Annotated in this window: 12 protein-coding genes and 1 riboswitch; of the genes, 5 read left to right on the top strand and 7 right to left on the bottom strand. The window is 58.7% G+C overall.

Annotation, left to right across the window (positions count from 1 at the left end; all coding sequences use genetic code 11):
* Nucleotides 1-32 precede the first annotated feature (32 nt).
* Entirely contained in the window at nucleotides 33-200 is a 168-nt protein-coding gene (locus B30_RS22290) for a hypothetical protein (protein ID WP_009569956.1), read from the top strand.
* A gap of 19 nt (nucleotides 201-219) precedes the next feature.
* Here the strand turns inward: B30_RS22290 and cobW are convergent, their stop codons facing one another.
* Together cobW and B30_RS00265 are read right to left on the bottom strand one after the other, a co-directional pair.
* The gene (cobW, locus tag B30_RS00270; protein ID WP_009569955.1) at nucleotides 220-1,269 is read right to left on the bottom strand and encodes a cobalamin biosynthesis protein CobW; all 1,050 of its coding nucleotides are present in this window, start codon (nucleotides 1,267-1,269) and stop codon (nucleotides 220-222) included.
* A 77-nt stretch (nucleotides 1,270-1,346) separates the two neighbouring features.
* Entirely contained in the window at nucleotides 1,347-2,021 is a 675-nt protein-coding gene (locus B30_RS00265; RefSeq protein ID WP_009569954.1) for an energy-coupling factor ABC transporter permease, read from the bottom strand.
* A gap of 35 nt (nucleotides 2,022-2,056) precedes the next feature.
* Nucleotides 2,057-2,279: riboswitch (cobalamin riboswitch) on the bottom strand.
* 199 nt (nucleotides 2,280-2,478) lie between these two features.
* Between B30_RS00265 and smc the strand changes: the two genes are divergently transcribed.
* The gene (smc, locus tag B30_RS00260; RefSeq protein ID WP_009569953.1) at nucleotides 2,479-5,934 is read left to right on the top strand and encodes a chromosome segregation protein SMC; all 3,456 of its coding nucleotides are present in this window, start codon (nucleotides 2,479-2,481) and stop codon (nucleotides 5,932-5,934) included.
* A 41-nt stretch (nucleotides 5,935-5,975) separates the two neighbouring features.
* Here the strand turns inward: smc and B30_RS00255 are convergent, their stop codons facing one another.
* From B30_RS00255 to B30_RS00240, 4 genes are all read right to left on the bottom strand, one after another.
* Nucleotides 5,976-7,139, bottom strand: a complete 1,164-nt coding sequence (locus B30_RS00255; protein ID WP_051130575.1) for a lytic murein transglycosylase — start codon at nucleotides 7,137-7,139, stop codon at nucleotides 5,976-5,978.
* Between the two features lie 91 nt (nucleotides 7,140-7,230).
* On the bottom strand, nucleotides 7,231-8,136 hold the full coding sequence (gene cbiB, locus B30_RS00250; protein WP_009569951.1) for an adenosylcobinamide-phosphate synthase CbiB: 906 nt from the start codon (nucleotides 8,134-8,136) through the stop codon (nucleotides 7,231-7,233).
* A complete protein-coding gene (locus tag B30_RS00245) occupies nucleotides 8,133-9,068 on the bottom strand; it encodes a threonine-phosphate decarboxylase (protein ID WP_009569950.1) in 936 nt (311 codons plus the stop codon). Before B30_RS00245 ends, cbiB begins: the two co-directional genes overlap by 4 nt.
* On the bottom strand, nucleotides 9,065-9,460 hold the full coding sequence (locus tag B30_RS00240; RefSeq protein WP_009569949.1) for a DUF1636 family protein: 396 nt from the start codon (nucleotides 9,458-9,460) through the stop codon (nucleotides 9,065-9,067). Before B30_RS00240 ends, B30_RS00245 begins: the two co-directional genes overlap by 4 nt.
* A gap of 184 nt (nucleotides 9,461-9,644) precedes the next feature.
* On the opposite strand from B30_RS00240, the gene B30_RS00235 reads away from it, so the two are divergent.
* Nucleotides 9,645-10,010 carry a response regulator transcription factor gene (locus tag B30_RS00235; protein ID WP_009569948.1) on the top strand — a complete coding sequence of 122 codons (366 nt, stop codon included), beginning with the start codon at nucleotides 9,645-9,647 and terminating at the stop codon, nucleotides 10,008-10,010.
* 21 nt (nucleotides 10,011-10,031) lie between these two features.
* On the opposite strand, the gene B30_RS00230 is transcribed toward B30_RS00235, so the two are convergent.
* Nucleotides 10,032-11,006: a glutathione S-transferase family protein gene (locus B30_RS00230; RefSeq protein ID WP_009569947.1), complete on the bottom strand. Its 975-nt coding sequence runs from the start codon at nucleotides 11,004-11,006 to the stop codon at nucleotides 10,032-10,034.
* Between the two features lie 297 nt (nucleotides 11,007-11,303).
* On the opposite strand from B30_RS00230, the gene B30_RS00225 reads away from it, so the two are divergent.
* Together B30_RS00225 and B30_RS00220 are read left to right on the top strand one after the other, a co-directional pair.
* The gene (locus B30_RS00225) at nucleotides 11,304-11,519 is read left to right on the top strand and encodes a DUF6732 family protein (protein WP_009569946.1); all 216 of its coding nucleotides are present in this window, start codon (nucleotides 11,304-11,306) and stop codon (nucleotides 11,517-11,519) included.
* A 6-nt stretch (nucleotides 11,520-11,525) separates the two neighbouring features.
* Nucleotides 11,526-12,833 (top strand): sirohydrochlorin chelatase, encoded by a 1,308-nt coding sequence (locus B30_RS00220; RefSeq protein ID WP_009569945.1) that lies wholly within the window; start codon nucleotides 11,526-11,528, stop codon nucleotides 12,831-12,833.
* The last annotated feature ends 5 nt before the right edge of the window (nucleotides 12,834-12,838 follow it).

Here is a 12,838-nt window from a genome sequence, read left to right as displayed (position 1 = left end):
CATGAGCGGGGAAACTCTCAGGAGACCCCTCAATGGATTATGGTAAAATGGGCGCCCCAAAACGTGGCAAGAACGCACCGAAGCATGATGAACATAACGCCAAGGGGACATCGAAAAACCCCTATGGGACAAAGACGCCCAAGGCGGAGCTTTTGGCCCGGATGAAAGCGGCGGCTGAGGCAAAGAAAAGCGACAAGTAAGCCGCTTTTCTCTTATCATTTAGGCACTCAGCGCGGTCTCGATTGACAGGCGATCAAGGCCCGCTTCGCCAATGACGACCAGCCGCGTATCCCGCGGCGCGGTGCCAAAGGGTTGGTCGAAATAGTGATCGACGCGGGGGCCAACGGCCTGAACGGTGAGGCGCATCGGTTTGCCCTCGACCGCCACGAATCCCTTGAGGCGCAGGATGTCATGGGCGCGGATCACCTCGGCGATTTGACGGGCAAAGGCCTTGGGGTCTTTGATCTCGCCGCGCGTGACGACAAAGCTTTCAAACTCGTCATGATCATGATGGTGGTGATCGTCGTCCTCATCATCGTGGTGATGATGATGCACCTCGCCGCGTGCGTCCATATCGCCCTCTGATCCGATTCCCTGACCCAGCAAAACATCAATCGGCAACACGCCCATGCTTGCGCGCACAACCTGAACACCGCCGCGTGCCTCGCCTTTGAGTTTGGCAACCAAAGCGTCGGCGTGATCTTCGCCCAAAAGGTCGGCTTTGTTCACTACGATCATATCGGCACAGGCGATTTGATCTTCGAACAGCTCAGAGAGCGGGGTTTCGTGATCTAGGTTTTCGTCGAGTTTGCGCTGGGCATCAACGGCGGCGACATTATGGGCGAACCGGCCCTCATCAACCGCCTTGCCATCCACCACGGTGATCACACCATCGACGGTGACTTTGGTCGAAATCTCCGGCCAATTGAACGCGCGCACCAAAGGTTGCGGCAGGGCGAGGCCGGATGTTTCAATCACGATATGGTCGGGTTTATTGTCCCGTTCCAATAGTTTTTGCATCGTCGGGATGAAATCCTCCGCGACCGTGCAGCAGATGCAGCCATTCGAAAGCTCCATGATGTCGTCCTCGGTGCAGGTCTCGTCGCCACAGCCTTTGAGGATGTCACCGTCGACGCCCAGATCACCAAATTCGTTGATAATCAAAGCGATGCGTTTGCCACCCGCGTTGGCCAACATGTGACGAATGAGAGTGGTTTTGCCCGCGCCAAGAAAGCCGGTCACAACCGTTGCTGGAATTTTCGCAGCCATTTTAGATGTCCTTTATGAAAACGCCGGGGCCACAGGATGTCCCGAGCCCCGGCGCGAAATCATTGAAATGAGCGGTCTCAGGCGGCCAAGGTGCGCGGCGACACGAGGCCGGAGTTACCCAGACCTTTGATCGTTTTTGCCCCGGCCAAAACGGCCAAATCCACCAACGGTTCGATCAAGATGACGGTCATGTAAGCCGCACCGAATGTGCCGACGGAGGCCAGTGTGGTGGCGGAGACCCCTTGGCCGTAAAATGCCCAGAAACCAACCCATGCCACGATCCCGGCTTGATAGGTGGTTGAGAGTGCGAGGGCTTGCTTGTAGCTGATATCGGCATAGGCGGTGCCCGGTGCGATAATGCGCTCTGCGACGGCTTTGATGCCAAAGAGCGGTACGAGCAGGGTGGTGACATTCATGCCGTATTGCGGCAGATCGAAGGGGGCAAAGAACAGGCCCTGCGCCAAAAGGCCAAGGGCCAAACCAAGCGCGGCAGGGGCCGCACCGAACAGCAAGAACAGCGTGGAGCCGAGGATCAAATGGACCTCAGACACGCCAACCGCGTGATGCGGCAGCACTTGGAAAAAGGTAAATACAGCCGCTGTTGAGAGCGCTGCGCGGGCCGCAAAAGAGGCCACGCCTTTTTCGCTCAATGCGGTGATGGATTGTTTGAGAGTGTAGAGGCCAGCACCAGCGGCAGTGGCATAAGACAGCGCAATTTTTGCGCCAGTGACGATTCCGGGTTCGATATGCATCGACAAGTCCTCCTAGGCCGTCATCCCCGACGGCGGGTTGGTATGAGGTCACGGCAGGTTTCCTGGCTCGCGGGTCAAAGCGCCTTCGTCACCTTCCCAGAACAGGGTGTTCCAGTGGCATGTCGACGGGCACTCACCGCTTACAGTCGCGGGGGCGGCTGTGGTTTTGCGCCCCGATTTGGGTCTCGCGCACCACATTCCCATTTCTCCCCTAAACGCTTGGCGTCGTGATGGGGAACCATAACGCCCCTATTTGGCGCATTGGCTTGTGTTGGGTCAAGTGCTTTAACCTTCTGCATAGACTTTCTATGGCTATGCGCAGAGAAGGTGAGCACCAAACCGCAATATTTTGTGGATAACTTGGGTGTTTCGCCCAGATGTCGGTGTCACCCGGTTGACACATCCGTCGCAGTCCCAAACAGTTTTATCCACAAAGGAATCAACTCCGAGGCCCCATTTGCGTTTCACCCGCCTGCGTCTCAACGGCTTTAAAAGTTTTGTTGACCCCACCGATCTTGTGATCGCGGATGGGCTGACGGGGGTTGTCGGGCCGAATGGTTGTGGCAAATCCAATCTGCTTGAGGCGCTGCGCTGGGTCATGGGGGAAACCCGTCCCAAGGCGATGCGCGGGGCGGGGATGGAAGACGTGATTTTTGCCGGCGCGGCCTCTCGCCCGGCGCGCAATTTCGCCGAAGTCATGTTGATGATCGACAACTCGGATCGCCTCGCCCCCTCTGGATTTAATGAGAGCGACACGGTTGAAATCATTCGCCGGATCACCCGCGACGCAGGGTCCGCCTATAAGGTCAACACCAAGGACGTGCGGGCGCGCGATGTGTCGATGTTGTTCGCCGATGCCTCCACCGGCGCGCATTCTCCGGCGCTGGTGCGTCAGGGTCAGATTTCCGAATTGATCAACGCCAAACCAACCTCGCGACGGCGCATCCTTGAGGAAGCGGCGGGGATTTCCGGCCTCTATCAGCGGCGCCATGAGGCCGAGTTGAAGCTCAAAGGCGCGGAAACCAATTTGGCCCGCGTCGATGATGTGATTGAACAGCTTGCGGCGCAATTGGCCTCACTGGCGCGTCAGGCGCGACAGGCGGCGCGCTATCGTGAGATCGGTATTGAGTTGCGTCAGGCCGAGGGGCTTTTGTACTATCGCCGGTGGCGCGATGCCGACCACGCCCGCGTTGAGGCCGAGGATGTGTTGCGCATCCGTCTCAAACAGGCGTCTGAGGCCGAACGCCTCGCGCGTGATGCCGGAAAACAGCGCGAATCCAGAGAGTTGGCCCTGCCGCCGCTTCGCGAAGAAGAGGCTATCGCCAGTGCCGTATTGCAGCGGCTCACCGTGTCGCGCGATCAACTGGCCGATGAGGAAAAACGCGCCCGCGATATGATCGAAACTCTGGCCCGCCGGATTGATCAATTGGTCGCCGACATGGCCCGCGAAGAGCAACTCAACCGCGATGCGGTTGAAACCATTGCGCGGCTTGAATGGGAGCAAAAGGAACTGATCAAGGCCTCCGAGGGGCATGGTCCTCGTCTGACACAATCGAGTGCGGAGGCGTCCGAGGCCAGTCAAATCCTGGCGGATCGTGAAACCACGCTGACCGAAATGACCGAAGATGTCGCCCGGCTGGCCGCGCGTCATCAATCCGCAAACCGTTTGGTCGAGGACAATCGCAAGACCTTGGAACGGGCGCGTGGCGATGCGGACCGGGCCAAAGCGGCTGTTGAAGACGCGAAATCGACGCTGTTTCGTTCAGCGGATGCGTTGGCTACGGCTGAGGAGGCACAAGCCGAGGCCAGCGAGCGGGCGGAATACACCGAGGCGGCGTTGATTGAGGCGGATGAGGCGCGGACCGAAGCGCAGACCCGTGAATCCTCGGCGCGTGCGGCGCGGTCCGAGGCGGAAGGCGAGGTGGGTGCCCTCAAGGCCGAAGTTCTGGCTTTGGGGCGGATGCTCGATCGTGATCAGACTGCGGGGACGCAGGTGCTTGATCTGATTCGCGTGACTTCTGGCTATGAAAAGGCGCTGGGTGCCGCCCTGTCGGATGATTTGCGCCAACCCGCGATTGAGGCCTATCAAGCCTCCGGTTGGGTCACTTTGCCAGACTATGCGGACGAACAAGACCTGCCCTACGGCGTGGAGCCGCTGAGTGACTATGTCACCGCCCCTGCGGTTTTGGCGCGGCGCTTGTCGCAGATCGGGCTTGTGCGCGCCGAAGATGGTCCGCGTCTTCAGGCCGATTTGGAGCCGGGGCAACGGTTGGTGTCGGTCGAGGGCGATATGTGGCGTTGGGACGGCTATCGTGCCGGGGCCGAGGATGCACCCTCAACGGCGGCTCTGCGCCTGCAACAGCTCAACCGATTGGAAGGGTTCAAACAGGACCTCGTGGCGGCCGAAGCCAAGGCGGCAGGTGCGCGGCAGGCGCATGAGCATTTGAAGGCGGAATTGACACGGTTGAGCGAGGCCGACCACGCCGCCCGTGAAGCCCGCCGGGCCGCTGATCGCGCCCTGTCAGAAGCCGCACGCGCGCTGTCTCGTGCCGAAAATGACCGCACCTTGGCCGAGGGCAAGGTCGAGAACCTCGGGCTGGCCGTGTCCCGCCACGAAGAGGATGCGCGCGGCGCAGAGGTCCGGTTGCGCGAGGCGGAAAAGACCGTGTCGGAATTGCCGGACCTGAGTGCGGCGCGCTCAGATATCGAAGAGGTCAAACTCGCGGTTGAAGCGGCGCGGATCACCATGATGACGAAACGCTCGTCACATGACGAGATTCGCCGAGAAGGCGAGGCGCGCACCCGGCGCTCGCAAGAGGTGACCAAGGAGTTGTCTGGTTGGCGGCACCGTCTTGAAACCGCGGGGAAACGGGTGGCGGAGCTTCAGGCGCGCAAGGAGACCTCTGAGGAGGAACTGTTTGAGGCATCGGCGCAACCCGAGGACATCGCTGAGAAACGCGAGGCGCTTTTGGAACAAATTGCCGAGGCCGAGAGCCGTCGGCAGCAGGCTTCTGATGCTCTGGCGTCCGGCGAAACCGCGCTGCGCGATGCGGTGACAACCGAACGCGATGCGGAACGCGTGGCCTCGGAAGCGCGAGAAATCCGCGCGGCCTCCGAGGCGCGTCGGGATGCCGCGCGCGAGATGGTTGATGCGGCGGTCGAACGCATCCGCGAGGAGTTGGACAGCACACCCGTTGCGCTGCTTGAGGAGCTGGACGTCGATCCCGACACGATCCCGCCGCATGAGGCAATCGAGGTCGATGTGAACCGTCTCAAACGTCTGCGCGAAAGCCTTGGGGCGGTGAACCTGCGGGCCGAAGAGGACGCTTTGGAGGTGCGCGAAGAGCACGACAGTTTGGTGAGTGAAAAGCAAGATTTAGAAGAGGCGATCAAGACCCTGCGCGCGGGGATTGCCTCGCTGAACCGCGAAGGCCGCGAACGTCTTTTGACCGCGTTTGAACAGGTGAACGAGAATTTTTCGATGTTGTTCACCCATCTGTTTGGCGGTGGGGAAGCCAAGTTGATGATGGTGGAAAGCGACGATCCGCTGGAGGCCGGGCTGGAGATCATGTGCCAGCCGCCGGGTAAGAAATTGTCGACCTTGTCGCTTCTGTCAGGTGGGGAACAGACGCTTACGGCCCTCGCGCTGATCTTTGCGGTGTTCATGGCCAACCCGGCCCCGATCTGTGTGTTGGACGAGGTCGATGCGCCTTTGGACGATGCGAACGTCACGCGGTTTTGCGATATGTTGGACGAGATGACCCAACGCACCGACACGCGGTTTTTGGTCATCACCCACCACGCCGTCACAATGGCGCGGATGGATCGTCTGTTTGGTGTGACCATGCAAGAACAGGGTGTGAGCCAGCTTGTGTCGGTGGATTTGAAAAAGGCAGAAGCTTTGGTCGCTTGATATTTATGGCGACCAAAGCCAATTTTTCGATGTTTATATGATCAGAGCTTGCCCAGCAGCGCGGGCGTCGGCCAAGCATCGGCGGGCATCCCAAGGCGCACTTGCTCCTTCTGTACGGCCTCGCGGGTCTTTTCACCCAAAATGCCATCGACGCCGCCCACGTCATGGCCCCGGCTTTGCAGTTTTTGTTGCAGCTGCTTCATTTGCCCATCGGATAATCCGGTCTCAGGCGATCCCGCATTGTAGACTGGTGCGCCTTCGAGGCGGGCGGCAAAATAGGCCGCAGTGGTCACATAGACAAAGCTCTTGTTCCACTCAAAATAGACCTCGAAATTCGGATAGGCGAGAAACGCCGGACCTTTACGACCCATTGGCAAAAGCACGGAGGCCTGAAGCGATGAGGGCCCGAGCGATCCAGCGCGTGGCTTGACGCCGAGCTTTGCCCATTGCGCCACGGTCATTTTGTGGTTGAGCCCGGTTTTGGACCAATCGAGATCGGCAGGTACAATAATCTCTTGCAGCCACGGCTCATTCGCCCGCCAGCCCAAATGTTTGAGCATTTTCGCACCCGACATCAACGCATCAGGAGCCGAGGTTTTCAGGCGGACATGGCCATCGCCATCGCCATCTACACCGTTTTGCAGGATGTCTTTCGGCAACATTTGCACCATGCCGATTTCGCCGGCCCAGGCACCTTTGGTCGTGGTCGGGTCGAAATCGCCATGTTTGTAAAGCTCAAGTGCGGCCAGAATTTGCGGTTGGAACAATTCGGGACGACGACAATCGTGCCCCAAAGTCATCAGCGCATTCAGCGTGTTAAAATCGCCCTGCACCTGGCCAAAGTCGGTTTCCAGCGCCCAAAATGCCAAAAGTACGCCGCGTGAGACGCCGTAGTCGCGGGCGATGCGGTCAAAGGTGGCATTGTATTGCTGCGAATATTTGCGGCCATTGTCGATGCGGTTTTGGCTGATCACGGCGCGGGAAAAGTCGATGAACGGCTTTTGGAAAAACCCCTGTGCACGGTCGGCTTTGAGCACCGATTGGGTCTGCTGGGCGGAGGCGAAAAACCGATCCACCGTGGCTTTGTCATAGCCTTTGGACAGGGCTTCGGATTTTATTTTACCGACAAAGGAGGGAAATGACCCGCCGCAGGGGACCCATCGGAAACATCCCGCCGGCAGAGGCCGAAGAGAACTTCTATGCACAGCGCAACACCAGGGCAAGAGCAAGGCTCAGAAAACGCATGGGTTTACCTTTTACATTGAGTTGTGCGCCACGATAGCGATCAGGCGCAAGTTACGCAAATGACAGCGTGATGACGCAGACGAGAGTAAAGGCCCAAGCGGTCCAAAGACGGGCGCAGGCCATGTCGATGTCGCGCGGAGTGGCGTTGGGGCGCCCGTCTGGATTGACCCACGGGTAGTCACGCATCTCGCCGTGATAGGCGCGCGGACCGGAAAGCGCCACGCCCAGACTGCGCGACAGGGCGGCTTCGGGCCAACCGGCATTGGGCGAGCGATGGCGACGCGCCTCCGTGGTAATGCTCCGCCAAAGCGACAAAGGCTTGCCCCATGGGAACAGCAACACAGCGGTGAGCCGCGCTGGGATCAGGTTTAGAAGATCGTCACACCGGGCCGAGGCCCAGCCGAAATCGCGATGCCGATCGGTGCGATAGCCGATCATGCTGTCGGCGGTGTTGACGGCTTTGTAGATCAGGATGCCGGGTAGGCCGAGCAGTAAAAACCAAAACGCGGGGGCGATCACACCGTCTGAGAAATTTTCAGCGGCGGATTCGATGGCGGCGCGGGACACGGCGGGTGTGTCCATGTCGGTTGTGTCGCGCCCAACGATCATCGCCACAGACGCGCGACCAGCCTCAAGTGAGGTGTCAAGCGCGCGCGCCACCGCTTTGACATGTTGGATTAATGATTTATGGGCCAAAAGAATTGCGCCCAAGAGGATGTCTACAAAGGGGATTTGGTCCAGAATGAGACCAAGAACCCCACTGCCCACCACCAAAGAAAGAAGCAAAGCCACGCCTTTGGCCTTGCGTCGATCCCCATGGTTCATCCGCCGATCTGCCCAACCAATGAGGCGGCCAATCAACACCGCAGGATGGGGCAGGCGGTCCCAAAGCCATTTCGGTTCGCCCATAAGCGCATCAAGGATCATAGCCAGAGACAGCGCAAAAGCCGTGGTCACAGTGCGGCCTCAAATTGATCCCAACGGTCCGGGGCGGGCAGACCGAGGCGGACCCAAGTGTCGGAATAGGGAAAGATGCGCGACCAAACCCGACCTTTGGCCAAATGATCCTGAAAGGCACGGGCATTGTCGACCTCATAGAGACGGAATAGATCTGTCCCACCAATCAATTTAGCGCCTTTATTTTGCATGAGATCGTCCATTCTTGCCGAAGACTGTGCCAAATTGATCCGTGTCTGCAACGCCCAATCCGGGTCATTCAGTGCCCTTGTGCCAATCGCAAGCGCCGGGCCGGAAACCGCCCAAGGGCCGGTGAGGGTCGAAAGGCGATTGATCCACTCCGGCGCACCAATGGCAAAGCCAAGCCGCAGACCGGCCAGCCCCCAGAATTTGCCAAAACTTTTGAGTACAATCGTGCGCCCATCGGTGACGCGCTCAATATGGCTCTTCTCTGGCATCACATCGCAAAAACTTTCGTCGATGATCGTGATTGGCGCGGTCAATTCATCCGCACGCCAAAGCCGCCCGTCCGGGTTGTTGGGATGAACGGCGACCTGAACAGACGGGTCAGTGCCGTCCAACGTCCAGCCATGTGCCTCAAAGGCGGCGGCATGTTCGTTATAGGTTGGCGTTCTGATCTCGACGCGGGCTTTGGGCCAGAGCGCAGGCAAGCGGGCGATGAGGGCGGAGGCGCCGGGTGCGGCCAAAATGGAGGCCCCGCGCGGGACGTTCCAATAGGCACGCGCCGCTTGGATCAACGAATCCTGGGCTGCGGCATCGGGCAAGGTTTCCCAAGCACTGGGTGGCATTTCGCCTATCAAATAGGCAGTTGGGTTGATGCCGGTGGAGAGGTCGATCCAGTCGGATTTCTCGCCGCCGAACCGCGCCACGGCGGCATCTAGACCGCCACCATGATCCCGGTGCCGGCTCATGCGCCCTCGGCGGGATCGGTGGGGGGTGGCAAGTGGCGGGAGACGAAATGACCCTTGACGCCTTGCGGCCAGTCGCGGAACGGGACCTGCCCAGACGGAGAGGCGGCATGTTGTGTGGCGTAGCTTACGATAGCCTCCGCGTCCGCGTCATTTCCGTCAAACTTTCCAAGGGAATAGCCGATTTTTCCCGCGCCCTGAACGATGATGTTACAGGCGCGTTCACAGCCCATCGTACAGGCCACGCGGCGGGTTTTGATCCCGGTGGCCGCGGCGCGCTGTTCAATCGCTTCGGCCAGAATTTCGCCATCGGTCTTATCCATCCCACGCTCTGCCCAATCGGGCAATTTGCAGGTTTCGCAGATGGTGATCCAGGTGGGGGCTTTATGTGTCATGTGCTCTGTTTTGCCTTAGCGCGGGCGGAGTGCAAGTTAAAATCTTAGCTTTTTCCCACGCCCTTATTTCGGCGGCTTTGATTGACCCTGATCTTAAGGGTTCGTAAGGGTGTCTTACACAAGGTTTAACGTCGGGTAGCCAGTGCGAAACGCGCTCAGTTGGTGGTCACGATTTAGGAAGAGTATGCGGGTATTGATTGTTGAAAGTAACCCGGACCTAGGGCGGATCTGGATGCGCCATCTTGAGCGTCAGGGCATGAAGGTGGTTTTGGTGTCGGGGCAGGACGCAGCGATTGCGCACATGCAACAAGAGGCCCCGGATCTGATTGTTCTGGATTTGGTTCTGGAGAATGGCTCCGCTTTTGCCATCGCAGATTATGCCAATTATCGTTGCCCCAGCGCGCGGGTGATATTTACCACCAACGCCAGTTTTTTCTCGGACGGTTCCATCTTTCAACACGCGGCCAACGCTTGTGCCTTTGTCACCAAACAGGTGGACCCAGAGGATCTGTCGGCCATGGTCGAGCATTACGGCAAAGCGGCCTCGTAAGGCGCGGTTTTCAACGACGTCTCAGCCCCGCCCATGCGGCGCATCAAAATCCAAATCCGGTGTGACCGGCACAATCCGATGCGGGTTGATCGTATCGTGGCTATAGTAATAGTGACGCACGATATGATCGAAATTCACCGTCTCGCGCACCCCCGGCCATTGATAAAGCGCGCGTGTGTAGGCCCAAACGGCGGGGTAGTCTTTTACCATGCGTTTGTTGCATTTGAAGTGGCCGTGGTAGACCTTGTCAAACCGGATGAGGGTGGTGAACAATCGCCAATCCGCTTCGGTCACCTGCTCTCCCATGAGATAGCGATTCTCCGAGAGATGGGTTTCGAGCCAATCGAGACTGTCGAACAGCGGCGCAATGGCGGCGTCATAGGCCTTTTGCGTGGTGGCAAACCCGGCCTTATAGACGCCATTGTTGATCGTGTCATAGATGCGGGCATTTACCGTTTCGATCTCGTCACGCAGGGCGAGGGGCCAGAAATCATGGGTGTTTCCAGTGATCGCATCAAAGGCCGAATTGAACATGCGGATGATTTCAGAGGATTCGTTTGAGACAATCGTGTCCCGTTTTTTGTCCCAGAGAATCGGCACAGTAACGCGCCCCGACAGGCCGGGGTCGGCTTCGGTATAAATATCGCGCAGGAAAGGCTTGCCAAAGAGGGCGTCCCCCGTGGTGCCGGGGAAATCCTGCGCAAAGGTCCAGCCATCGCTCAGCATATCGGGGTGAACAACGGAGACGGAAATCAGCTCTTCGAGGCCTTTTAACGCCCGAAAAATCAGAGTGCGATGGGCCCACGGACAAGCATAAGAGACATAGAGGTGATAGCGCCCGGCCTCGGCCTCAAACCCACCCTTGCCGGAGGGTCCCGCCGCGCCATCGGGCGTGATCCAGTTGCGAAAGCCCGCTGAGCTGCGTTCAAACCGGCCGCCTGACTTCGATGTGTCGTACCATTCGTCATGCCAGATACCGTCTTTTAAATGTCCCATAGGGGCCTCCTCATGTTCCCTGTGCACCCTAAACACTCCAGGTTCGCGCGCAAACAGGTGTGAGAGCGCAGGAATGGTGCGATTGTGCACATTTGTCCCAACCCGTTGGCGCTAAAGCATTTGCGCGCTCTGTGCCCTCGGCCTATAGATGAGACCTATGACGACGCCCCGATACGGGGCCAGAGAGGTTGGCAGTGGCGGATCGACCCAAACCGGGGATTGCGCGCAGCATCGTCAAGTGTCCCAGCCTCCTTGAACCACGACCGCCCCATTCGGGCATAACGACAAGGATATGACATGTTTCGCGCTATGACGCTCACGCTTACATTTTTTGCCGCCCCTGCGCTGGCCCATCCAGGCCATATCGCCGAGGCCGCAGGTCACAACCATTGGCTTGCGGGTGTTTTGATTGGCGGCGCGATTGCGACCGCCATTTGGGGGGCTATCAAAGGCAAAAAACAAGAGCCAGAGGCGGCAGACCCCGACCATGAGGCTGAGCCGCAGGAGGCATAATTTAAGATGAAAACTGGTGTGATGATTTGTGGCCATGGCTCGCGCAGCCAGGCCGCCGTGGACGAATTTGCCGTTTTGGCAGAGAAACTTCCCGCCCTGTTGCCCGCGGATTGGATGGTGGATTACGGCTATCTTGAGTTCGCCAATCCGGTGATCCGTGATGGTTTGGACCGTCTGCGTGAGGCTGGCTGCGAGCGTATTTTGGCCGTTCCGGGCATGTTGTTTGCCGCGATGCATGCGAAAAATGACATCCCGACCGTGCTCAACACCTATGCCGCCAAACATGGCATGACCGTCAGCTATGGTCGCGAATTGGGCGTTGATCCCAAGATGATCGCCGCCGCCGGTGCGCGGGTACGCGAAGCAGTGGACCGGGCCAATGCAGAGTTGGGTGAATTGCCGCTGCATGAGACCGCCTTGGTCGTCATCGGGCGCGGCGCGTCTGATCCAGACGCCAATGGCAACGTCTCGAAAATCGCGCGGATGTTGTGGGAGGGCATGGGTTTTGGCTGGTGCGAGGTCGGCTATTCCGGTGTTACGTTTCCGCTTGTCGAACCCTGCCTGCAACATGTGTCGAAACTCGGCTACAAACGCGTCATCGTGTTTCCGTATTTCCTCTTCACCGGTATCCTGATCGACCGGATTTACGGTTTCACCGACCAAGTTGCGGCTGAGCATGCCGACATTCAATTCGTTAAAGCCGGCTATCTGAATGATCACCCGAAAGTGCTGCAAACCTTTGCGGAACGGGTATTGGAACAGGACGGCGACGTGCCGATCCCGAACTGTGGCATCTGTGCCTATCGCACCCAAGTGCTTGCGATCGAAGGTCAACAGGCCCGTCAAATCACCCCAAAAGAGCGCGCCGCGGCGCGTGAAAACGGCAAGGGCCATCCGGCTTTTGGCGATGTGCCGCCGCCGACTTGTGTGCTGTGCAAATACCGCACACAGGTGCTTGGGTTTGAGGCCGAGGTCGGTGCGGTGCAAGAAAGCCACCACCACCATGTCGAAGGCCAAGGCGCCTCTGCCCCCGGTTCAAACGTGGCCGATTGTGCGCTTTGCGATACGTTCTGTACGGGGCTTTGTCGGTTGGAAAAAACCGCGCATGTGCACCATCATCACAATCACACTCATGGCCACACCCATGATCATGACCATAGCCACGGTCATGCACACAGCCATATCCACGGCCATGACCACGATCATCATCATGACCATCATGACCATGGCCACTCCCATGATCACGTCCACCCGGAATACCCTCATGCCAAGCACCCGCACGGACCCGAATCCGCGCGCAAGTCTAAGGTCTGATCCCG

It is taken from the genome of Celeribacter baekdonensis B30 (assembly GCF_000299875.1).
Taxonomy (GTDB): Bacteria; Pseudomonadota; Alphaproteobacteria; order Rhodobacterales; family Rhodobacteraceae; genus Celeribacter; species Celeribacter baekdonensis_A.
This window is presented reverse-complemented; position numbering and strand designations above follow the sequence as displayed.

Bases quoted from the DNA above. Each gene is read 5' to 3' on its own strand.
- B30_RS22290 (WP_009569956.1), top strand. From the start codon at position 33: ATGGATTATGGTAAAATGGGCGCCCCAAAACGTGGCAAGAACGCACCG.
- cobW (WP_009569955.1), bottom strand. From the start codon at position 1,269: ATGGCTGCGAAAATTCCAGCAACGGTTGTGACCGGCTTTCTTGGCGCG.
- B30_RS00265 (WP_009569954.1), bottom strand. From the start codon at position 2,021: ATGCATATCGAACCCGGAATCGTCACTGGCGCAAAAATTGCGCTGTCT.
- B30_RS00245 (WP_009569950.1), bottom strand. From the start codon at position 9,068: ATGAGCCGGCACCGGGATCATGGTGGCGGTCTAGATGCCGCCGTGGCG.
- B30_RS00240 (WP_009569949.1), bottom strand. From the start codon at position 9,460: ATGACACATAAAGCCCCCACCTGGATCACCATCTGCGAAACCTGCAAA.
- B30_RS00235 (WP_009569948.1), top strand. From the start codon at position 9,645: ATGCGGGTATTGATTGTTGAAAGTAACCCGGACCTAGGGCGGATCTGG.
- B30_RS00230 (WP_009569947.1), bottom strand. From the start codon at position 11,006: ATGGGACATTTAAAAGACGGTATCTGGCATGACGAATGGTACGACACA.
- B30_RS00225 (WP_009569946.1), top strand. From the start codon at position 11,304: ATGTTTCGCGCTATGACGCTCACGCTTACATTTTTTGCCGCCCCTGCG.
- B30_RS00220 (WP_009569945.1), top strand. From the start codon at position 11,526: ATGAAAACTGGTGTGATGATTTGTGGCCATGGCTCGCGCAGCCAGGCC.